Annotated in this window: 15 protein-coding genes; 6 read left to right on the top strand and 9 right to left on the bottom strand. The window is 49.5% G+C overall.

Going from position 1 to position 22810, the window contains the following annotated elements; all coding sequences use genetic code 11:
- Positions 1-97: 97 nt before the first annotated feature.
- The 3 genes from OXH00_19635 to OXH00_19625 are packed head-to-tail and all read right to left on the bottom strand — an operon-like array spanning position 98 to position 6732.
- Positions 98-1699 (bottom strand): AAA-like domain-containing protein, encoded by a 1602-nt coding sequence (locus OXH00_19635; protein MCY3743236.1) that lies wholly within the window; start codon positions 1697-1699, stop codon positions 98-100.
- A gap of 43 nt (positions 1700-1742) precedes the next feature.
- Positions 1743-2564, bottom strand: coding sequence for an RNA methyltransferase (locus OXH00_19630; protein MCY3743235.1), 822 nt, complete (start codon positions 2562-2564; stop codon positions 1743-1745).
- Between the two features lie 58 nt (positions 2565-2622).
- Entirely contained in the window at positions 2623-6732 is a 4110-nt protein-coding gene (locus OXH00_19625; protein MCY3743234.1) for a ThuA domain-containing protein, read from the bottom strand.
- 557 nt (positions 6733-7289) lie between these two features.
- Between OXH00_19625 and gap the strand changes: the two genes are divergently transcribed.
- The 6 genes from gap (at position 7290) to OXH00_19595 (ending at position 12343) form a co-directional block, all read left to right on the top strand.
- On the top strand, positions 7290-8294 hold the full coding sequence (gap, locus tag OXH00_19620) for a type I glyceraldehyde-3-phosphate dehydrogenase (protein ID MCY3743233.1): 1005 nt from the start codon (positions 7290-7292) through the stop codon (positions 8292-8294).
- An 11-nt stretch (positions 8295-8305) separates the two neighbouring features.
- Positions 8306-9061, top strand: a complete 756-nt coding sequence (tpiA, locus tag OXH00_19615) for a triose-phosphate isomerase (GenBank protein ID MCY3743232.1) — start codon at positions 8306-8308, stop codon at positions 9059-9061.
- A 14-nt stretch (positions 9062-9075) separates the two neighbouring features.
- Complete coding sequence (secG, locus tag OXH00_19610) at positions 9076-9495, top strand: preprotein translocase subunit SecG (GenBank protein MCY3743231.1); 420 nt, start codon at positions 9076-9078, stop codon at positions 9493-9495.
- 55 nt (positions 9496-9550) lie between these two features.
- Positions 9551-9982 (top strand): hypothetical protein, encoded by a 432-nt coding sequence (locus OXH00_19605; GenBank protein MCY3743230.1) that lies wholly within the window; start codon positions 9551-9553, stop codon positions 9980-9982.
- 14 nt (positions 9983-9996) lie between these two features.
- The gene (locus OXH00_19600; protein MCY3743229.1) at positions 9997-10962 is read left to right on the top strand and encodes a Gfo/Idh/MocA family oxidoreductase; all 966 of its coding nucleotides are present in this window, start codon (positions 9997-9999) and stop codon (positions 10960-10962) included.
- A gap of 112 nt (positions 10963-11074) precedes the next feature.
- Complete coding sequence (locus OXH00_19595; GenBank protein MCY3743228.1) at positions 11075-12343, top strand: glucuronate isomerase; 1269 nt, start codon at positions 11075-11077, stop codon at positions 12341-12343.
- Positions 12344-12409: 66 nt separating this feature from the next.
- On the opposite strand, the gene OXH00_19590 is transcribed toward OXH00_19595, so the two are convergent.
- The 6 genes from OXH00_19590 to OXH00_19565 all read right to left on the bottom strand — a co-directional run bounded on the left by OXH00_19590 (position 12410) and on the right by OXH00_19565 (position 22577).
- Positions 12410-12694: a nucleotide pyrophosphohydrolase gene (locus tag OXH00_19590; protein ID MCY3743227.1), complete on the bottom strand. Its 285-nt coding sequence runs from the start codon at positions 12692-12694 to the stop codon at positions 12410-12412.
- Positions 12695-12924: 230 nt separating this feature from the next.
- Positions 12925-13803: a transglutaminase family protein gene (locus OXH00_19585; GenBank protein ID MCY3743226.1), complete on the bottom strand. Its 879-nt coding sequence runs from the start codon at positions 13801-13803 to the stop codon at positions 12925-12927.
- Complete coding sequence (locus tag OXH00_19580) at positions 13800-16517, bottom strand: circularly permuted type 2 ATP-grasp protein (GenBank protein ID MCY3743225.1); 2718 nt, start codon at positions 16515-16517, stop codon at positions 13800-13802. Before OXH00_19580 ends, OXH00_19585 begins: the two co-directional genes overlap by 4 nt.
- Before the next feature lie 104 nt (positions 16518-16621).
- Positions 16622-19975 carry a transglutaminase family protein gene (locus tag OXH00_19575; protein ID MCY3743224.1) on the bottom strand — a complete coding sequence of 1118 codons (3354 nt, stop codon included), beginning with the start codon at positions 19973-19975 and terminating at the stop codon, positions 16622-16624.
- Between the two features lie 130 nt (positions 19976-20105).
- Positions 20106-21098: an alpha-E domain-containing protein gene (locus tag OXH00_19570; GenBank protein ID MCY3743223.1), complete on the bottom strand. Its 993-nt coding sequence runs from the start codon at positions 21096-21098 to the stop codon at positions 20106-20108.
- Between the two features lie 9 nt (positions 21099-21107).
- On the bottom strand, positions 21108-22577 hold the full coding sequence (locus tag OXH00_19565) for a circularly permuted type 2 ATP-grasp protein (protein MCY3743222.1): 1470 nt from the start codon (positions 22575-22577) through the stop codon (positions 21108-21110).
- Between the last annotated feature and the right edge of the window lie 233 nt (positions 22578-22810).

The following is a 22810-nucleotide window of genomic DNA, read 5'->3' as shown; positions in this document are numbered from 1 at the left end:
GCACATGCTCTAAAGATCATAGAAAATTTCTAATAACGAAAACTGAATGGCTCTGCGGGGATATTCAGTTTTTAAATCGTGCTAAATTGCGTAAGCATTAGGTCTGTTGTGAGGGTGCTTCTTGGACGACAGGAATGACGTAACTTCGGATTGTCAAACCGTCTATTGTCTCTGTTTCTACGCGGGGTTCTGGCTCGGTGCGATGATCGAATACGACGTAGTATCCTTCATTTACGCCCTCGAGTTTGAGATATGCTGCGAGTTGTTTTTTGCCAGACTGATAGGACCGGGGTCCCTCCCATATCTTGGTCTCAACGATGTATTTTTTGGCGTTGTGGAAAATTGCGAGGTCGATTTTGCCGCGTCCAGTTTGCCCTTCAAGGTAGATATGCCCCCGTATTAATTGGACGAATTGATCCAGATACGCATAGAGAAGATGCTGACCGACAAATTCCTTTGGTGTATCCGGTACCAATAGAATCCGAAAGCCTGCACGCGCAATAAAATCTCGGAAGTTGTCAAGGAGCGAGTCCATCTTAATCTGACCTGCAGAGGTTAGATAATCAACCAAACCTTGATGGGTATCCTCGGGGAAATACTCGTGCTCCAACCCATTAACAAGCGGTTTGAACGCTTGTATGATACGCTGCTGATATATGGGGTTGAGGATCTCACACATTCTGTCAGATCCTTTTGTAATAACACCGTAAGTGGCGAGTTCACTAATGACTTCGTCGTCTGGATTGAAGCGGAGGCCGCTTTCGTAAGAGGCAATTCGCATCAGGATGCTCTCAAAACGCGGATTTCTGCGGATATTGGTTATCAGGTGATTGATATTGACGTTTGTTTCTTCAAGAAGTTGCGTATGTGCTTCTGCAAAGTGCGCCATCTGGATCGTTTCACTTTTCGAGATAGCCATCTCCTCTGTCAGAATCTGCGCGAATCGGTTGACGAGGAAGGGTTGTCCGGCAGTTTGTTTGTGAATATTTTCAATGACTTTAGGAGCGAAGGTTTGACCGACTTCGTCTGTATATTGTGTAAGGAGCTCGTAGACCTGCTCAAGTGTGAAGTTGGGCAAAGTGAACTCGTCTTGGATATTGAACGGCGAAATAGAACGGTCCAGATTGAGTTGCGTAACGTTCTTAACGCCTACAATACCGACACTGTAAGGGCATTTACGCATAGAACGCTGCACATAGATACTGCGGAGTGACCGAAGGAAACCACGCAAAGCATCTTGAGGAATACCATCAAACTCGTCAATAATGAGGACAAGTTTCTCATCTCCGAGAAAATTTGCGAACTGTTGAAAAAATCTAAGCATTGCAACGTGATCGGTTAACTTAGTGTTTTCCAAGAATCGGCTTAGCGTTTCAGAGGGCACGCGTCCGCGTTTTTCAAGGACCCATTTAATCTCCTCGTAAATGCTTTGATAAAGTGAGGTGTAAAACTCGGACGCAGTATAGTCTTCATATACTTCAAAATTAACTTCAATCGGGAAATAGGTTTCTGAGGTATCGGCGGCGAGGGCATCAAGAGCCCATTGAAAGAACGTTGTTTTTCCAGTTTGCCGAGGCGCGAAGATAACGATATATCGTCCCAGTTTGACACGCTTGATGAAATCAGCGAGCTCTTCAGCACGTGAGACGACATAATGTTCTTCAGGATTCACGGGACCAAAGGTATTAAATGTTTTCATTGTTCTATAACCACTGCTCAAGAAATTATAACATTTCTGAAAGTCAGCAGTCCTCGTCTAACTTCTTTTCAAGTCGCTCAATGTACCGAAACGCTGTAGAGAAAATTATATCCAGTGTGGCGATGTCCCTTGATTCTAATGGGGCACGGGAGAAAACACGCCGTAACGATTTCAGATACGTTTCCCATTCGCTATTATACGGCGACATGCCGACCTTATCTAACAAACGTGTAACGCGCTCGTAGAACTCTTCCAAGGCGTTCACTTCAGCATAGTCAATCTCAGAGAGTGGGTAATCGTCCAGACTCGCAACGAAGACCTCATACGCGAAGATTTGGACGGCTTGTGCGAGATTTAGGGACGGGTTTTTGGTCGCCATCGGCACGCTCGCTGTCAACTGGCAGAGGCTCACCTGATCGGTAGATAAACCGAAATCTTCACGTCCAAATAGGAGCGCGACCTGCTTATCTTGTGAAATTGTGGCGATGGTCTGCGCGGCATCTCTTGCAGGTACGGGTTGCGGTAGACGTACATCACGGCGACGGTGCGTCGTCCCTACCAGATATTGGATACCGTCAAGCGCGTCTCTTAGTTCGGGAACGACGCGACAGTTTTCGAGAATATCCTTCGCACCGTGTGCCATGTACCACGTTGCATCTACATCTTGGAATGGCACAGGATTTACCAGATACAACTGCGACAGTCCCATACCCTTGACAACTCTGGCAACAGAGCCGATATTTCCCGGCTCGCGCGGTTCAAAAAGGATGACTCGGATGTTGGTGAGGTTCTCCGGTACCTCAACAGGAATGGCGCGAAAATTTCCAGTCGGTTGAATCGTTTTTTTCTCGGTGGTTGTTGACATATCAATAGGGTATCCGAAATGTTTCAAATTGTCAAACCGAAATGTCGTACGGTTTACATTATGGAGCCTCAGTGCTATGTCCATCTTCAAGGGTGTGTATTGTGCCGTGCAGATAGCAATCCAAGGGGATGCCGTCTGCGAAGCTGCCCGTGATGTTGACGTGGAACTGCATTGTAGGGGTCAGGCTTGGGATTTTGAGAAAAACGGTTTTGCCATCCGCAGAAAGCGTTGCAGATTGGACAGAATGGATGTCCCTGCCCTCCTCGCCGGAACGCTTCAACTGTGGTGAACCGTAGTGTTCAGTCCAGCGGTATTCCCAACTTTGCACCCGCCAGTTCTCTGGATTTTGGGCGGACTCCGGTGCAAGGGGTGTGTAGAAATTGATGATTAAGCCACCGCTGACAGCACGGAGCGATTTAGGGGTTCGGAGGGGGGTGCCGGTCCTGCGAATCCGGTAGAAACCGGTATCTTCTTGTTTGTCAGACGACCAGCCAAATAGTCCTACGAGATAGAGGTCCCCACTGATCTGATGGAATCGTCCACGCATCACTCCAGTAGGCAGCTCCACACCGAGTTCGGTGAGCGCACCTTGTACAGTTGCCTCTGTTTGGTGCTGAAGGACGGCGTATACTTTTCCAGTACCGTAACTCAGCGAGAGTAGAGAATCTCCCATTTCCCCCCAGGTACCGGCAGGAATCCAAATCGGTGCCGCCGGGGATCGGTCAACAAAAGGTGCGATCCAGCAGAGGGGCGGCTCATAACCGTCTGGCGGTTCGCCCGGTGGATACCAGCCCCAGCGGTTACCATAGAATCTACCCGGAACAGCGATACGGTTCAGACGGTTGGCAGGCATCCAGTAGCCTTCCTGATCTGTACCGTAGAATATAGGACCGGGACCAATCCCAAGCCCATTTGATGCGCGAAATCCGTAAGCGATCACAGTAGATTGTTCCCCATCCGGCGACACTCGGATAAGCGTGCCATGGTGCGGGTGTTGCGCAGGCAGTGCATGTCGGGCAGATTTCATGTAATAGAAGTTACCCGCTGCATCGGTCTGCAGGTCCATAACCTGCTCGTGGAAGTGTTCACTGTTGTAGGCATCATTGTTAAAATTCTCGTAGAAGTCGGTTTCGCCGTCTGCGTTGAGATCAACGAGGCGGGTGATCTGGTCGCGTCCGACAACGTAAATCTGCTGTCCGACAATTTTAAGTCCGAGCGGTTGGTTCAGACCGGTAGCGATACGTTGCCAGACGAGTGTGTCCAAGGTATCATTGAGTCCAGTGACTGTCCAGACATCGCCGTTCCAAGTGGAAAGCGCGGCACGATTGCCGTCTGGAAAGAAGTCGAACCCACCGAAACGTAGCCACGAAGCCCACGGATTTTGCGCGGGCCAATTTATCCTGTCGATCGCGAACGGTTGACCAGGGTCAAGTCCACCGTTTTCCACTAATCGGGCGAAATCTGAGAGTTTCGATTCGCTACCCTCCCATATCAGCACCGATGCGATTGTGTCCGCAGGCCGGTCGAGGGAAACACGCTCAGCGTCAACGCGCCATTTCGCACCCGCAATCGGTTCGACCAGAGCTGCGGCAATCAGCGGTGGCTCTCGGAGTTGCTGGTAGAGCGCGGACATCTCGTCGGGTGAGAGGGCGCGGTTGTATAAATGCAGGTCATCAAGCCTCCCTTCAAACCATGGAGATCCTTCTGGAAAATCCGCTGCGGTGAACCCGAGCCGCCAAATGTCATTTTCCAATGCCGCTTCTGGCTTAAGGGTACCTTCGGCAGCAATCTCGCCGTCCAAAAACAGCGTCACTGTACCACTCTGATGTCGCCACGTCAATCCCACATGATGCCAAGTGCCATCATCAACGGATTGCCCACCGCCGATTGCACCGACCCAGCCGACATCAAATATCAAATGCCCATCTTGGATAAAAAAGGTTTTGCCATTGGGTACCCACTCCGATGCCTCAAGCGATTCAGCGAAGATTGTACCGTCGTTCTGGGTGGAAATCCACACAGCGAAAGTTAGGTCAGTGGTGTCAAAATCAAGGGGGAGATTTTCGTCAAAACGGGCTTCCACTTCGCCATCAAATGAAAGGCTATCGCCCCACTGCCCGGCTTCCCAGCGGACCCCATCAAGCACAATTGCCGCCTCCCGGGGTAGCGCACTCACGGCATGCGAACCGCTCCCCTCGTCGAAATGCCAGTGTCCGATCAAAGCAGTGTCGCTCTTCTGTTCATCAGTTTCCGACGCGGACTGTGTGGTTTTGGTGGGCGGGCGCAGGACAGCTATACACTGGTTTGTACTACCGACATCGCCAAGAACCGGTGACAGATTATCTATCGAAAGCACTGTCGGAAGGTATCCATCTTTTTCTAAGTGCCAAGTCGCTGTCTCGGCATCGATTTTTACCTTTTCCACCTTGAGTTGTTGTTGTATATCAATGTCTCCAGTCGTGACGAGTTTCTCCGACCAACGCTGCGGCCCCCCTCGGATCAGCTTCGTCAGATCTGCTATAGGCGGCGAGGTTTCAATGAATTGTGTCCATACATCCAACTCGAGTGTATCTTGGATCGCTGGCGTAATCAGGATTTTAGCTGAAATTGCTTGCTCAGATGGTGGAAACCGGACACGGAGCTCGTTCTTCACCGTCTCCCACCGTGTGCCCTCCGGTGCGTCAATCAGAGCAGCAAGCAGACTGCCTGGTGCGCCGGGTGCTGTCTCTGGCGGACATAGGGCGACCGCGGTGCCACGTGGAAACTCGTGTAAAGCGGATGCCTCCCCGTCACGGATTGTTGCAATACGGACAAGCGCACTCGATACAGATGGGCCGAGATGAAAAGTACGGGCAAAAGCGAACCCTTTTTCTTCGCTTTCAAGCGACGGGGTTTCCAGCACCGTGCGAGTGCCTACCATATACGATAAAACAACCTGATTACCGTGAAGATACAATCCTTTCCAATGCGCCCAATCCTTGGGTAAGGGCCCAAAAGGAACAGCGCGTGTATCCTCAAAGCTGCCATCCTTCGCCCAACCGGGACCTACCGGGTTTTCCCACAGCAGTTTGCCCTCAATTGATGGAAAACTCTGATGCCAACCGTTATAGGCAACATCAACGAAGTCAATCAATCCATCTATCCAACCCGCAGAGTAGCGCAACAAGTCTGTGTCAAACACCACCGCCCCACTCGCGAGATCTGGGGTGAGCGGGATAACAAGCCCTTTGTAAGTCAGGTTATTAGCATTCGCGGCGACAGCTGTAGAGAGGTAAGGACCATAATCCATATCCCGCCACGGTTGTCCGGTTTTAACACGCCAACCGGGTGGATAGCGACGCGGGGCTTCGCGGTTGAGGCACCAGTAGATGCCGTTAACGACAAGGCGACGAAAGTCACTCACTCCGAAGTCCTCTGGGTGTCCCATTGTCGTTGTAAACACACGCCCACCGCCGGAGTGCGTGTGCGTCCAGGCAATTGGATTAACCGTCTCTGCATCGCCACGCTCGCCTTCGGGAAATACAGGGCGACCCTGCACTAAGACCTGGGCATCTTTCGGCGGATAGTCGGGTCGAACATGGTAAGTCCAGGAGCGGACGTGAAACCCTGGACTCACACCTGTAAGAATCGGATGATTGCCAACGATTGTAGCATCAGTGCTTGCCCCGTGTCCGTAGTGGTAAATCCACGGTGCACCGAGTTCTCGAGCACCGAAATTGTTCCACCACGTCGCTTGCTGATCATCCTCTTCGTAAGCAAAGGCGTGCGTCGTTGTACGGAAAGCAATGATGGGACCGCCCCGGTCGATGTACTTTTGTAGCAACGCAAGTTGAGCTTCAGGCAGTTGACGAAATCGCAGATACAAAACAAGGAGGTCTGCTGTCTCTAACGCATCAAGACCGTTGATGTTGTTCCCCTCGCCTCCCTGAAGTACGTCGTCTAAGAGAAGTGTAGTGCGGAAGCCGTAGTGGTCTGCTAACACCTGAGCCAACGCGGGCATCGTTACTTCAGAGCGGTACTCATTTTCGCCTACAACGAAAACGAGGTGTGGTTGCGCATGACCAATGGATGTGAATATACAAAGCGCGAGCAGGAGGCACAGTATATAAATTGAAATTCGCTTCGTCCATGGGATCGAAGCGTTGATCGGGATACTTGAACTTGGCATATTTTGTCTTTCACAGATGGATTATGGTTGCTATGAAGTATACTAAAGTTGAGGGTTTTTCGTTAAATGACGATACGATGAATTCCTTCCTAATCCTGACGTATCGCATTCAATCAATTTTGCGAAAGTATAACAGACACCTCTAAAAATGTCAATAAAAATCAAATGGATTCAGAGCTATTCAATCCTCTGGAAAACCCTCCAAATTTCAAACCGGTTCGGGATAACGAAACCTAAAAATCCATGTCATCCGAGATTTGCAGCATCCGCGCCCATAAGCGACGTGCATTCAGCACAATTCGACAATTGAATACCTCTGGCTTTAAACAGCACTTGCAATTTACTTCATTTTAGGGTATAATTAAAAAGATTTTAGATCGTAAAAATTGGATAATAGCAAATCAAGGAGTATCGCTTGCGAGTCGATATTTGTGAAAAATCTGTATGTTCGCTTCTCTAAGTTCTTAATGTTTTAGGCTTGCAGGCTTATAGCACTTGCTGTTGAAAAAACGCCTTGTAGCGGCAAAATATTTATAATAGAGGGATCTATCTATCTTATGTCAACTAAAGTAGGTATAAATGGTTTTGGTCGGATTGGTCGGAACGCCTTTCGAGCGGCGTTGCAGAACCCTGCGTTAGATATAGAATTCGTGGCTATCAACGATTTGACGAACCCGGAGACGCTTGCGCATCTTCTGCAGTATGACTCTGTCCACGGTATCTTATCAGATGACATCACCGCGACAGATAACGGTTTGGTGGTCAACGGGAAAGAGATACAGGTGCTCGCCGAACGCGATCCGGGTAGTCTGCCGTGGGGTGAACTCGGTGCGGATGTCGTTATTGAGTCCACCGGTTTCTTTACGGCACGGGAAGACGCAGAAAAACATATCACATCTGGGGGCGCGAAAAAGGTGGTCATCTCCGCACCGGCGAAGGGTGAGGACATCACGATTGTTATCGGTGTAAATGACGATAAATACGATAAATCAGAACATCATGTTATCTCTAACGCCTCGTGTACGACGAACTGCCTTGCACCGGTAGCGAAGGTGTTGCACGAGACATTCGGGGTTGAGAGCGGATTAATGACGACTATTCATGCCTATACCGGCGACCAACGGGTTCACGATTTCCCGCATTCCGATATGCGCCGCGCCCGTGCAGCGACACTCTCCATGATCCCGACGACCACCGGTGCTGCTGTCGCCGTAGGGAAAGTCCTACCTGAATTGAACGGTAAACTTGATGGGTTTGCGATCCGTGTGCCGACACCGAATGTCTCTGTGGTTGACCTCACCGTTGATCTTAAGGATAGACCGGATGCCGAAGCAGTCAACGCTGCGTTGAAAGAAGCGGCAGAGGGCAATTTGGAGGGAATCCTCGGTTATTCCGAACTCGACCTCGTCTCATCGGATTTCAATGGGAACAAACTTTCCTCTGTTCTCGACGGTCCTTTCACCAAAGTGATTGAAGATGGGTTGATTAAAGTCCTTTCATGGTATGACAACGAGTGGGGTTACTCCAACCGTCTCGTCGAACTTGTTGCGCGGACACTCTAATGGAAAGGACTATGAGAACACCTATCATTGCAGGGAATTGGAAACTTAACAAAACGGTTTCGGAAGCAATCGCGCTCACAACGGCATTAAAGGCATCGGTTGTTGATGTTAACGGTGTCGAAATTATTGTCGCGCCAACTTTTACGGCACTTGCTGCGGTTAGCGATGTGATAACAGACAGCAATATACGTCTCTCAGCACAGGATGTCTATTCAGAGGATAGCGGGGCGTTTACCGGCGAGGTCTCCGCGCCAATGCTCAAGGATGTCGGGTGCGACTACGTCATTATTGGTCACTCGGAACGGCGGCAATACTTCGGTGAGACGAATGAGAGTGTGAATCAGAAAGTGAAAGCGGCGTTAGCACATGGACTAAAACCGATTATCTGTGTCGGTGAACTACTTGAAGAACGGGAAGCCGGACGGACAGAAGCGGTCATTGAAGACCATGTTACGGGTGGCATTGCGAGTTTAGCCGCTGCCGAGTTGTTATCTTGTGTTATTGCCTATGAACCCGTTTGGGCGATTGGCACTGGAAAAACCGCTACGCCTGACCAAGCACAAGAGGTTCACAACTTCATTCGAGGGCTGCTGGCAAAGTTGTACTCAGCAGAAGTCGCGTCGCAGATACGCATTCAATACGGCGGGAGTGTTAAACCGGAGAATGCATCGGAATTGATGGCACAACCGGATGTAGATGGTGCTCTTGTCGGTGGTGCAAGTCTTGAGGCGGAATCGTTTGCGCAAATTGTGAAGTTTGACTCATAGGAGGGAACTATCAAATGGAAATTATCATCGGCTTTGTATTATTCCTTTTCGTGCCTGTCTGCGTTGTTTTGACGCTGATTATTTTATTACAGGACAGTAAAGGTGAAGGGCTTTCATCAAGCGCGTTTGGTGGCGCGGAGATGCAGTCCGTTCTTGGAGGACGCGGTGCCGCAACCTTTCTCGGTAAGCTGACGACATGGCTTGCGATCGCGTTCATGGTTATTTCGCTGTTCCTGATGCGTTTCTACGGCGAGAATATCGGCGGTGAACTCACACCGATTGAACAGGAAACGACACAAGAAGGGACAACTGAACCTGCTGATACTACAGATGAAGGGACCGTTGAAACCACAACAGATGAAGGCAGTGGCGGTGATACCCAAGATGACTCAAAGACAGAGATTGATGGCGGTACCACAGATAGCACAGAATAGTCTCGCTCGCATTCACAAACATGTCGGAGATCGTTCTTAGGAAAAGAGTACCAGTATGTCGGACGCGCCTATAACGCTTTCATGGACAGTGCATCCGCTCGTTGAGAATTGGCGCAAATCTGTACTATTAGGGCTTTTGTTGGGACTCCTCTTACTTATCATCTATCTGGGTTTCCAATTAATTTACGTCGCCGTCCTGTCTGCTATTTTTCTCATCGGATCGCTTTATAAATATTTCCTGCCGTTTCACCACCAGTTTGAATCGGATAAGCTTATTATTACAAGTTGTTGCTTCTACAGACTGGAGCGACCTTGGGAAACATTTCGCAGTTTTTACACTGACGCGAACGGGGTGCTGCTCAGTCCGTTCGCCCGCCCAACACGCCTCGAAAACTTCCGTGGTGTTTACATCCGATTTGGCAAACACCCTCCTGAAGAAATCATTAATTTTATCACCAGCAAAATCGAATCAAAACCTGCTTCTTAAAAATGGGTATCCAGATGGAAAAAAAGATAAGATGGGGTATACTCGGTCCTGGTGGTATTGCACATAAGTTCGCTTCTGCGTTGGAAGCGATTCCTGATGCGGAGATTATCGCTGTCGGTTCGCGCGACCTCCAGAGAGCTGATGCATTCGCAGATACGTTTGATGTTCCACATAGACACGGTAATTACGTTGAACTGGCGAATAATCCTGAAGTAGATGTTGTCTATGTTGCTACGCCGCATCCTTTCCATAAAGCGTGTGCGATGCTGTGTTTGGAAGCAGGAAAAGCGGTTTTATGTGAGAAACCGCTCACTGTGGATGCGAAGCAGGCTGAGGCGTTGATCGCGTGTGCACGCGAACATAAGCAATTCCTCATGGAAGCCATGTGGACCCGTTTCATCCCAGTAATGGTTCAGGTGCGGGAATGGCTGGCAGATGGTGTCATCGGTGAACCACGTATGTTAACTGCAGATTTCGGCAATCGTGTGGAATTAACTGCTGAGAATATGAAAGGTAGATTGTTTGCGCTGGAACTTGCGGGTGGTGCAATGTTAGACATTGGGGTCTATACTGTCTCTTTAGCGTCCATGGTGTTTGGCGTGCCAACGAGAATAACGAGTCTGGCACACATCGGCGAAACCGGTGTCGATGAACAAGCCGCCGTCCTACTCAGCTATGATGCGGGTCAAATCGCGAGTTTGTCGTGTGCAATCACGACGCGGACCTCACAGGATGCACGTATCTTCGGCACAAAAGGGTCAATATATATCCCGAACTTTTCACGAGCGACATCCCTAACACTTGAAGTCTTTGGGAACGAACCCGTACAGATTGAAATCCCATTCACCGACAACGGTTTTGAATACCAAGTCCTTGAGGTCATCAACTGTCTACGAGCAGGTAAACTCGAAAGCGATGTGATGCCGTTAGATGAATCTCTATCTATTATCAAAACTATGGATGTTGCCAGAGCACAATGAGGATTGGAGTATCCTCCGTTCGGCTCTGTTTTATAATGCAACATCTTAGGAAATATGATATGCCCAAAACCTTGAAAGAAAAATTTTTGGATTTCTGAATCCGGAGGATGAAATGAACGCAAACTACACGCAGACAATTGCGACCACAGAACAGTTGGAAACCGCCGTTTTGGATGCTGTTGAGACGCAAAGCATCACAGATATTCACACGCACCTCTTTAGTCCACCCTTCGGTGAGTTGTTACTATGGGGCATTGATGAATTGCTGACCTACCACTACCTCATCGCTGAAGTCTTCCGTAAATCGGATATTTCGTACGATCAATTTTGGGCGATGACAAAGGCAGAACAGGCAGACCTCATCTGGCAGACGCTTTTCATTGAGAACTCGCCGGTGAGTGAGGCGTGCCGCGGGGTTGTTACGACTTTAGACACGTTGGGGTTGGATGTCGGTTCGCGCAATCTACAGGATTATCGCGACTACTTTGCGGATACAACCGTTGAGGCATTTATCGACACAGTTTTTGAGCGCGCAAAAGTCTCTAAAGTAGTGATGACAAACGACCCGTTTGATTCAGCAGAGGCACCGGTGTGGCAATCTGGCGAAATAGGAGATGCCCGCTTTGAAGCGGCACTTCGGATGGATGTCCTCATCAATACCTATCAGGAAACTGGTTACGAACACCTCCGAGGTCTTGGCTATGATATTGATCCGAATCTATCAACAGAGAAAACTTACAAAGAGGTACGCCGGTTTTTGGAGACGTGGATTCAGCGGATGAACCCGAAGTACATGGCGGTTTCTCTGCCACCGGATTTCCAATATCCAGATGATGGCGTTTTGGGGCGACTCTTTGACAACTGTATACTACCGATCTCCCGTGAATTCAATGTCCCGTTCGCGCTAATGATCGGTGTGAAACGCGCCGTTAATCCGCAACTCCAGATGGCAGGCGACGGGAGCGGAAAGGCGGATCTGACGAGTCTGGAGACGTTGCTCCGTGAAAATCCTGACAACAAGTTTCTCGTTACGCTCTTGTCCCGCGAGAACCAGCATGAGTTATGCGTCATCGGACGGAAATTCAAGAACCTGATGATATTCGGGTGTTGGTGGTTTATGAACAATCCAAGCGTGATTGAGGAGATCACACGTGAACGGATTGAACTGCTCGGTTTAAGCGTTATCCCGCAGCATTCAGATGCCCGCATCTTGGATCAACTCGTCTATAAGTGGAAGCACTCACGTGGGATTATTGCAGACGTTCTGGTAGAGAAATACCAGACGCTCCTTGATGTCGGATGGACACTTACTGCCTCAGAAATCAAACGGGATGTCAACAATCTTTTCGGCGGGAATTTCGATCGGTTCCTGAATTTTTAACTATTGGGTTTCTGCTCCGATGAATTCGGCACCTTATTTGAAGTTGGCAGCAATGTTAGTTGTACCCTAACAATCACACGGAGTGTTTTCGCATTTCGGGCAACCTTCTGCATAGATTTGTGCCGCATCCTCTAAAGAAATATCGAGCAGGCTCGCTAATGTAGCGAGCCATGCAAAAACATCGGCGAATTCCTCTCGCAGCCGTTCCATGTCCTGCGGCTGTTTGCGAATTTCCTTTGCCAATTCGCCGACCTCTTCAACGAACCATGTAAAGGTTAGCGGTACACCGCGTTCGGCATCGCGCGTGTAATAGATATCTTCAATTTGTTTCTGAAACGCTTCAATTGTCATCTTTTTTCTGTTCCTTGCGGTTCGGTTAGATGGGCTTGCTGTTTCAAGTACCTTTCCGCATATCCGTCCTCCAAATGTAAAGCTAAGACAAATTATGCCATTTAAGGCATAATTTCATTACGGACTACGTTTTTGATGGCACAACCTAAAAGGCTATGCTACGAGGGGACAATTTTTTTCTCGAAAACCCGATTTTGACAACGGAAAAAATCGGAGTAGAAACCCAATAGTTAAAAAACCCGTTTGCAATCTACCGAGACAGATAATTCATGGGTGCCGCTCCCGAAGACGACCCCTTTCAATGGGGTTACATCCGTATAGTCCCTGCCCCAAGCGACAGTGATGTGTTGATCGGCGGGCATCTGGTTGTTCGTTGGATCAAAATCCACCCAACCGAGCTGTGGGAGATAGACAGAAAACCATGCGTGGGATTCATCAGCTCCCGATAACGGTTTTTTGCCAGGTAGTGGCTCTGTCTCAATATAGCCGCTGACGTAACGGGCGGCGAATCCTAAGGCGCGTAAGCAGCCAATGCCGAGATGCGCGAAGTCTTGACAGACCCCGCGACGGTATTTTAGCACATCTGCGAGTGGGGTCGCTATTGTTGTGAAATCAGGGTCATAGATGAAATCGGTGTAGAGGCGGGTGCTTAAATCTTCAACGGCTTCCAGTAATGGTCGTCCGCTGGTAAACGATTGCTCGGCATAAGCACGGAGTTCGGACATCGCTGGAATCATTGGCGAATTAAGAATGTACTGCCGTATCTCCAGAGTTTCTGGATCCTGATCCGTTTGGAGCTGCTGGCGAATATCCTCCCAAGCGAGATGCTCAGCGAAATTCAGTTGCATCTCTCCACTTCTGACATCCACACGACTTGTGACTGTAACGGTGAGTTGATTGTGGGGCTGCTGGATTGTGAAATAGTAGACGGTGTTTCCGAAAAAGTCCTGACGTTCTCGACACTCCCTCGGTTCAGGTTCAACAGTGAATTGACTGTCACTACAATGCTGATACGCATAATTCCGTGGAGTCAAACGCGCTTCGTTATAACAGAGACTCACAGGGTGGGTATAGCTGTATTCGGTCTTATGGATAATCTTATAGTTCATAGGTTATCAGTTGTCGTTAACTGTTGAGGTCTTTGAATATGGCTGAAATAGGTATGCGTCAGGACATCAGAAGTATCAACGAGTATTTGTGCGAGACGGACCAGGAGTTTTTCTAATCCATTCCGTTGTGTTGTGTGCTCCGAACGCTCGGCGAGATCAAGGGTATTGGAAAGTTGGAGCTGCGTTAATGCCTCCAAAATAAGTTGCTCCTCTTCACTGAGCCGATACCCAAGTTTTTCTCTCGGAAGCACGCGAATCTGCTCCTGAAGTCGTTTGAGTTGATAGAGGAGAGAACGCGGATTATCTTCATCAAGCAGTAGCAACTCAAGTACTGTCGGAAAGTGCAGGGCTGCACGGTAGCGGCTACGATAGGTGATGAGACTTTCAGCAGCGGCGAGGACAGATTCAAGCAGCAGATCTTCGATCCACTCGTCTTGCACAGCGACAAGGCTTGAACGACACAGCACGATGAGAAGGAGGGCGCGTTCGATACGTCGTCCCATATCTAAGCTAATCCAGCCAACCGTCTGCGTCATACTTTCGGCATTAAGCCCGCTCAATGCGGAGAGAAAAATCATGAGTTGATCGAGTGAAGCCAATTCCGCCTCTTGCAACACGAGATCTGTCAGTATCTGTTTGCCTGTATCTCCATCTTCAGGGATGCTTTTTTCGAGCGTAGCGCATAGATTTTCAATATTGTTCATCACACGCCAAGTGTCCGTGGACCAGCGGTCACGGACTGCGTACGCAGCACTAACGAGTGCTTGAAGCGTTGACACTAAACTACCGTTGTTTTCTGTGTCGAGCATGATTGAGAGCAGTTCGTTTTCTAACGATTGTTCCCCTTTATTCGCAAAACCCGGGTGTGACGAGGTCAAGCCAGTCAGAGAGCGGAGCATACTGCGGAGATAAGTGAGTTCAGATACTTCCCTCGCTTCTTCGCCAAGGGTCTCAGTGAAGAGCGTAGAAGGGGACATTTGTCCTAAGCGTGATGTCTCTAAGCCCATCTTGCCCATCTTGGCTTTATCCAGCATAATTCGGAGCAGTCTTGCTTGTCCCTCTGCGCGTTCCGCATAACGTCCGACCCAAAATAGGTTTTCAGCTGCCCGGCTTGACAAACCTTCTGAGGCACCAGCAGTTTGTATGCGTCCGGTTCGTTGTTGCCATAAACTGATATGCGGTTCCGGTTCAGGCGCGAGGATCCACGTGTCCTTACTAACGCCACCACCTTGGATTGAGACTGTCAATTCGCCTTTCGCACCTTCACAACGGGTCAGTCCGCCTGGCATCACGGTATACCCGTTTTTTTCTGCAAATAGGAAAGTTCTCAGAATCGCGCGGCGAGGTTTTAGTTTCCCATCAATGAGTGAAGGTGTTGTGGAGAAGTGAATATATTCCTGCCCGACATAGAGGTGTGGCTCAGCATTGATCTGCGCGCGGAGTGTGTCGAGTTCAGCACGACTGAGTTCACTGCCAAATAAGGGTCGCCCACCGGGTTGACGATAAATGGGTTTGATAACTAACTGCTTAAGATTCGCCAGCACATAGTCTCGCTGTTTGGGTTCCCCGCACCACCACGTTGCGACAGAGGGAAGACGAAGGTCTTCGCCTATTAAATGTTTTGCAATATTCGGTAGGAACGGCATCAGACTTGGGTTTTCCATAACACCGCTGCCCGGCGGGTTTACTACCGTTACGTTTCCTTGTCGAATCACTTCCAGCAAGCCTGCGACCCCAAGTCGAGAGTCTTGTCGGAGTTCCAACGGATCACAGAAAATGTCATCGACTCGACGCAGAATAATATCAACCGGACGTAAGCCTCCAAGCGATTTTAACCAGACACGCCCGTCCCATACTGTCAGATCGTCGCCTTGTACCAAGGTGTAACCGAGGTAATTTGCGATATAGGCGTGCTCGAAGTAGGTTTCATTAAGCGGACCAGGCGTTAGCACAACGACATGTGGGTTGTCTTTTTGATGTGGGACAATACGTGTGGCACTTTCAAGTTGTCCAAGTTGATATTGTAGGTCTAAAACCCTGTTCTGTAAGGCGCGAAAGAAAAAGGAGAGTCGATGAACACCGATTTCGCCAAAGAGGTTGGGCAGTGCGCGCGCAAGAGCGGTCCGATTTTCGAGCGCATAACCCGCACCCGATGGTGCCTGTGTCCGGTCACCGAGCACCCACATTCTGCCGTCCGATCCTCGCGCTAAATCGGCGGCATAGTTCAAGAGGAACGGGAATCCAGACGGGATAAGTCCAACACAGGCTCGCAAAAATCCTGCGTGCGCATAAACCGCTTCTGGTGGTATCAACCGCTCTTTGATTAAACGCCGTTCTCCATAGAGATCCGTCAAAATTAGGTTCAGCAGTTCTGCACGCTGCGTAAGCCCAGCGGAGATAGTGTCCCAATCTGTGTTTGAGATAATCAGCGGGATGGGGTCCAATTCCCAGGGTCGATGTCCCTGCTGTTCTCCATGTACGACATAGGTGACACCGTTCTCACGCAGCAAACGCTGGACCTCCTTGTGACGAGATTCCATCTCTGCAAGCCCAAGTGTGTCCAAGGCTTGCATGAAGCCGTGCCAATGCGGATTGATTTGCCTATCCCAACTTAGCATTTCATCAATCTGTTCGTCGTGAGACAAATCAGCAGATTTAGCGGCGTGATAACTATCACCAATTGTCTTCCAATTTTTTAGATCTGCTCGTTGCATCTCTTATCTATACCTAATTGGTTACCAGTTTTCAGTTGCCAGTAAGCCAGCCATCAGCAAAGATGTATTGGTACATCTAACCTATCTTACTGATTGCTGATTGCTTAAATTCGGCGGAGATCCAAAGTATATGGATACTCGGTATTTGTCTCTTCTGGTGGAACATCTATAGGACCGGGTGATGTGCCTTCAGCGAGAAAATGCCCTGTCGTAGGTGCCGCAGGTTGGGATTGAATGACCCCCGGTGTATACCCATCAGCCCCGAACCGACTTGTACGGCGTGCCTCTGCTTCGTAAGCATTAACCGGAAACGTATCGTAATGTCTCCCCCCCGGATGAGAGACGTGATAGGTGCAACCGCCAATTGCCCGTCCATTCCATGTGTCAATGATGTCAAATACGAGTGGAGAGTGTACACCGATAGTCGGATGCAATGCGGATGGGGGTTGCCAGGCGCGATAACGCACCCCACCGACATATTCTCCCTGTGTCCCTGTATTGTGGAGAATCAATTGCCGTCCGTTGCATGTAACGACGTATCGAGCGTCTGTCAATCCACTCACCTTCACTTGTAGTCGTTCAACAGAAGAATCAACAAAACGTGAGGTACCCGCGCGCGTTATCTCCTCACCTAACACGTGCCACGGTTCAATTGCCATCCGCAATTCGAGTTCAATATTTTGTATGTTAACAGTCCCTAATTTGGGGAAACGGAATTCAAAAAAAGGTTCAAGCCATGCCATCTCAAACGGGTAACCAGCTTCTTGAAGTTCAGTAACAACTTCCTGTATATCAGCCCGAACATAGTGATGCAGCATGAACCGATCATGTAATTCTGTTCCCCAGCGGACGAGTCTCCCTTTGTAAGGCGTATTCCAAAATTTGGCGACTAAGGCACGGATTAGGAGCATCTGGACAATGCTCATCTGCGCATGTGGGGGCATCTCGAAGGCTCGCATCTCCAGTAGTCCGAGCCTCCCGCTTGCTGAGTCGGGAGAGTAGAGTTTGTCGATGCAAAACTCCGCGCGATGCGTATTGCCTGTGAGATCTACCAGCAAGTGCCGTAGGAGCCGATCAATCAACCAAGGTTCCACATCTTCTGTATCGCTATCAGGGATCTGCCCGAAAGCGACCTCCAGTTCATAGAGTTGTTCATCGCGTCCTTCGTCTACACGCGGTGCCTGACTCGTCGGACCGATAAAGGCACCAGAAAAAAGATACGATAAGCCGGGGTGGTGCTGCCAATAGGTAATGAGACTGCGTAGGAGGTGGGGCTGCCGTAACAGCGGACTATCAGCAGGCGTCCGACCACCGATAATAACGTGATTGCCACCTCCCGTCCCTGTGTGTCTACCGTCCAACATAAATTTCTCGGCACTCAACCCAGCTAACCGTGCTTGCGCGTAGAGCGTCGTGGTATTATGTACCAACTCATCCCAGTTTGCTGCTGGATGGATGTTTACCTCAATCACACCGGGATCGGGAGTCACGTTCAACGATTGGACGCGCCAATCGTGCGGAACTTCATAACCCTCAAGGATCACTGGCATTTCTAAAGCCTGCGCGGTTGCTTCAACTGCTTTAAGGAGCGAAAGGTAGTGCTCAAGATGCGTTAAGGGTGGTATAAAGATGTACAATCTGCCCTCACGCGGTTCAACACAGAGTGCCGTCTGAAAAACCATTTGTTCTTCTGCATTTTCTGTAGCTGGTGTGTCATCTCTATGTTTTGGTGTAGACGCGTTTTGCGAGTTTGTTTGTACTGCTGCGTCTAAATTTTCCTCGCGCGGCTCAAGCGGGTCACGTTCGTAACCTGTTTCGTGCTCTTCAGGTGGCACCCATTGCATAGACTCCAACGGCAGACGAAATCCTATCGGTGAATCGCCGGGGATTAAAAGCATACGTCCATCTCGGAAATTCCACGTACAACTCTCCCATACATCGTCTACGAGGCTCCAGCGTAGCGGTAGCGCGTAGCCGATAGGTGCTCCAAGAATCTCTGTTTGTAGCAGCTGCGCGAGTCGCTGGCGTTCGGACGCTTCCTTGAAGTCAAAGTCGAGCGGATCAATGTTGACAGGTAGTCTATCTTCCGTCCAAAGAAAATAAAGCGCGTCTTCGTAAGCCGGTACTACCTGATGTGTCGTGATGTTCAACCCTTCAGTGAGGCGATCCATAAACTGTTTAGCCTCTTCAACGCCGAAGCCGTAATCTTTGTGAGGTTCAGCGAAGAGTTTATCGTTCTGCCAGACGGGCACGCCATCTTTACGCCAAAAGCAGCCGAACTTCCAACGCGGTAACGGTTCACCCGGATACCATTTTCCTTGTCCGTAATAGAGGGCACCGCCGGGCCCGAAACTGTTCCGCAAACGCTGCAGAAGTCCTGTCGCTAACTCCCTTTTTTTCGGACTGTCCGCTTCTGTGTCCCATTCCGGACTGTCTGTATCGTCGATTGATACGAAAGTCGGTTCGCCACCCATTGTCAACCGAATGTCATTTTGAATTATGTCTTGGTCAACCTGCTGCCCGAGGGCGTTAATATCTGCCCACTGTGTTTCCGTATAAGGTTTCGTCACGCGCGGGTCTTCATGGATACGCTGGACGGTGTTACTATAGGTAAATTCTGTTTCGCACAGATCGGTGTAACCGCTGACGGGTGCTGCACTCACAGGGTCGGGTACGCATGCCAAAGGAATATGTCCCTCACCCGCAAATAAGCTGGATGTTGGGTCCAAACCTATCCACCCTGCGCCGGGTGCGTAGACTTCGCACCACGCGTGCAAGTCGGTGAAGTCCTGTGCAGGACCAGCGGGTCCGTCTACAGGCTTCTGATCGGCGACGAGTTGTACGAGGTAACCAGAGACGAATCGGGCAGCTAAGCCGAGGTGTCGGAAAATCTGAACGAGCAACCATCCTGTGTCCCGGCATGAACCGATCCGCTTTTCTAAAGTCTCTTCACAGGACTGCACGCCTGGTTCCATCCGAATCGTGTATTTTATATTTTCCCATAAGGATCTGTTGACATCAACAAGGAAGTCGATGAGTTTCTTCTGCGTCCGGGGAATGTCTGCTAACCATGCTGTCAGCAACGGACCATTCTCTTTCACTTCAAGGAAGGGCGTTAATTCTTTTTTCAGCTGCGCTTCGTAAGAAAATGGATAGTGTTCAGCACTCGCCTCAAGGAAAAAATCGAACGGGTTGATAACAGTCATATCTGCGACAAGATCTACTGCAATAGATAGGGCGCGTGTGGGTTCTTGGAAAATGACACGCGCTTGATAGTTGCCGAATGGATCTTGCTGCCAATTGATAAAGTGGTTTTCGGGCTCAATTTTAAACGAATACGCTTCAATCGGTGTTCGACAGTGGACGGCGGGTCTCAATCGAAAAACGTGTGGCGACAAGTTGACGAACCGGTCATATTGGTAAATGGATTTATGATTGATTGCTACACGAATTGCCATTTTTTTAAGTATTGGGTTTCTGCTCCGATTTGTCCCCTTTCCCAGTAACGGGTGGGCCCCCCTGTCCAAATCGGTTTCTTGTAAAATTACACAATTTCTGATCTTTTTAACGGATATACAATAGCGCAACCTACAACTGCGTCTGTTCCTGAGTCTGTTCCTGAATAGGTTCTCCATTGACAGGGCGCAATGCGAAAAATGTTTTGTGAATATCCGCGCCGACTAAGTTAAGTTTGGTCTGGAATGCATCGAGAAACTCGTGTAGACCGGTTGAGAGGATCTGTTTGACTTGGGCATACGCGAATTCGGCACGGAGTTGTCCTAAACGCTGCTCTGCGGTATTGGAGAACGTCTCTAAAGGCGTGCCGGATATCGCGTGCAATGACTCCTCCGCTTTGGAGAGGCAATAGAGAACAGAGCGCGGAAATTCACGGCTTAACAACAAAAAAGCGACGACATCATCTGGGGAGATGAGTCCGTAGGTGCGGCGATACATTTCAAACCCACTGGCAGAATGAAGCAGCGCGCCCCACTGAATATCATCAAACGGTGTATTGACATCCCAGATAGATGGGAGTAGGATAAAGTATTTGACATCAACGATCCTTGAGGTCTTGTCGGCGCGTTCAATCAAACGTCCCAACTGACAGAAGTGCCATCCTTCGCTATGGGACATGATATTATCTGTGAGTCCCATGAAGAGGTGTGATGCGAGTTTGATCTCTGTGAAGAATTCATGGGGTTCTGCCATCGCCCACTGTTCAGAAGTGTTTGCCACCAATAAGTAGGCATCGTTTAGCTGCTCCCACATCTCTGATGAGATATTTTCGCGTATGGACCGGGCGTTTTCTCGACCAGCCCGTAAGCAAGAGACAATTGAATTCGGGTTTTCAGCGTCAAACGCCAAAAATCGGATGACGGCTTCACGTGATGCCTCGCCATAGCGTTCGGCAAACACTTCATCATCGCCTGTGGTCGCAACAAGAGGTTCCCACTGTGCCTGCATACCGACGGGTGCGTCAAGGATCAAACGCAAATTGACATCGACGAAACGGGCGACATTCTCGGCACGTTCAATGTAGCGACTCATCCAATAAATTGATTCTGCAACGCGACTCAGCATGACAACCTCCTACGCCCCTTTCCCTGTAACGGACGGGGATCCCGGGCCCGATAAGACCCACGTATCTTTGCTACCGCCACCTTGTGAGGAGTTGACAACAAGTGAACCCTTTTTGAGTGCGACCCGTGTCAATCCACCTGGGAGGACGTAAATCTCTTCACCATAAAGAATAAACGGGCGCAAGTCAACGTGCCGTCCCTCAAAATGGTCGTCAATCATCACCGGCACACGTGAAAGTGCGAGTGTCGGTTGGGCAATGTAATTGCGCGGATTGTCTTTAATTCGGCGGGCAAACTCCTCGTGTTCTGCTTTGGTGGCATGCGGACCAATCAGCATTCCATAGCCACCAGACTGGTTAGCTTCTTTCACAACGAGCTCGTCAAGATGTTCCAGAACATATTTCTGATCGCTATCTTTCCAACACATGTAGGTCGGAACATTTGGGACGATAATGTCTTCGCCGAGATAATACTTGATGATCTCAGGGACGAAAGCACAGACGACTTTGTCATCGGCGACACAGGTGCCAGGGGCATTAACCAAAGCGACACGTCCGGCTTTGTAAACATCCATCAATCCGGGAACACCGAGCATTGATTCGGGTTTGAACGCCTTCGGGTCAAGGAAATCGTCGTTAATGCGGCGGTAGATGACATCAACACGCTCAAAACCTTTCGTGGTTCGCGCGTGCACAAACCCGTCCATTACGACGAGATCGCGTCCCTCAACCAATTCAACGCCCATCTGTTGCGCGAGGAAGGAGTGCTCAAAGTATGCGGAGTTATAAACGCCCGGTGTTAGTACCGCAACTTCAGGAGATAAGATTTTGTCGGTTACGAGGTACCGGAGCATATTTAGCAATTGGCTCGGATAATCTTCGACCGGTTGAATTTGCGACATCCCAAAAAGTTGCGGAAAGGTCCGCTTCATTAACTGCCGATTTTCCACGACATAAGAGACGCCAGATGGACAACCGAGATTATCTTCCAATACATAAACTTGTCCATCGCTATCGCGGACTAAGTCTGTGCCAGTGATATGGCACCAGACCCCGCGCGGTGGGTCTAAACCGATGCAGGGTTGTAGGTATCTTTCCGATGAAAGCACGACATCTGCTGGGACGATACCGTCTTTGAGAATTTTTTGGTCGTGGTAAACGTCGTCAATAAACAGGTTCAGTGCGTGGATGCGCTGTTTGAGTCCACGTTCTATCCATTCCCATTCACTGGCATCAATAATTCGTGGGATGAGATCGAACGGAAATATCTTTTCGACACCTTGCTCGTCCGCGTAGACGTTGAACGTGATGCCCATTCGGAGCAACGCGTATTCAGCGGCAATTTGGCGACGCGTGAGTTCGCCTTCAGGAAAACTCTCAATCCGCTCTATCAACATCTGGGCAGCCGGACGCGCACTCCCATCTGGGGCAAACATCTCGTCATAAAATCCGTCAGTGCTGTATTCCTCAAATCCTGTCATGGTAATGCGCCTCCCTATTGATCGCTGATTCCGCAGCGAGGATGCAAATGCAAAATGCTAAAGAGTGGCGATTTTGGGAATCGCGTGAACCTTATACAAGGTATGATGCCATACTTTAGAAGCAAAGTCAAGTGAAATTTGGGACAGAAGCATTCAGGGTATTATTTATCTGAATCGCGGATTACCGCGGATTTCACAGATTTCGCGGCTTTTGTAAAGATGTGACGCGTTGA

Source organism: Candidatus Poribacteria bacterium (assembly GCA_026706025.1).
Classification (GTDB): Bacteria; Poribacteria; WGA-4E; order WGA-4E; family WGA-3G; genus WGA-3G.
This window is presented reverse-complemented; position numbering and strand designations above follow the sequence as displayed.

Coding starts and splice junctions, on each gene's coding strand:
- OXH00_19625 (MCY3743234.1), bottom strand. CDS start 6,732: ATGCCAAGTTCAAGTATCCCGATCAACGCTTCGATCCCATGGACGAAG.
- OXH00_19630 (MCY3743235.1), bottom strand. CDS start 2,564: ATGTCAACAACCACCGAGAAAAAAACGATTCAACCGACTGGAAATTTT.
- OXH00_19585 (MCY3743226.1), bottom strand. CDS start 13,803: ATGAACTATAAGATTATCCATAAGACCGAATACAGCTATACCCACCCT.
- OXH00_19635 (MCY3743236.1), bottom strand. CDS start 1,699: ATGAAAACATTTAATACCTTTGGTCCCGTGAATCCTGAAGAACATTAT.
- OXH00_19605 (MCY3743230.1), top strand. CDS start 9,551: ATGTCGGACGCGCCTATAACGCTTTCATGGACAGTGCATCCGCTCGTT.
- gap (MCY3743233.1), top strand. CDS start 7,290: ATGTCAACTAAAGTAGGTATAAATGGTTTTGGTCGGATTGGTCGGAAC.
- OXH00_19580 (MCY3743225.1), bottom strand. CDS start 16,517: ATGCAACGAGCAGATCTAAAAAATTGGAAGACAATTGGTGATAGTTAT.
- secG (MCY3743231.1), top strand. CDS start 9,076: ATGGAAATTATCATCGGCTTTGTATTATTCCTTTTCGTGCCTGTCTGC.
- OXH00_19565 (MCY3743222.1), bottom strand. CDS start 22,577: ATGACAGGATTTGAGGAATACAGCACTGACGGATTTTATGACGAGATG.
- tpiA (MCY3743232.1), top strand. CDS start 8,306: ATGAGAACACCTATCATTGCAGGGAATTGGAAACTTAACAAAACGGTT.
- OXH00_19575 (MCY3743224.1), bottom strand. CDS start 19,975: ATGGCAATTCGTGTAGCAATCAATCATAAATCCATTTACCAATATGAC.
- OXH00_19595 (MCY3743228.1), top strand. CDS start 11,075: ATGAACGCAAACTACACGCAGACAATTGCGACCACAGAACAGTTGGAA.
- OXH00_19570 (MCY3743223.1), bottom strand. CDS start 21,098: ATGCTGAGTCGCGTTGCAGAATCAATTTATTGGATGAGTCGCTACATT.
- OXH00_19590 (MCY3743227.1), bottom strand. CDS start 12,694: ATGACAATTGAAGCGTTTCAGAAACAAATTGAAGATATCTATTACACG.
- OXH00_19600 (MCY3743229.1), top strand. CDS start 9,997: ATGGAAAAAAAGATAAGATGGGGTATACTCGGTCCTGGTGGTATTGCA.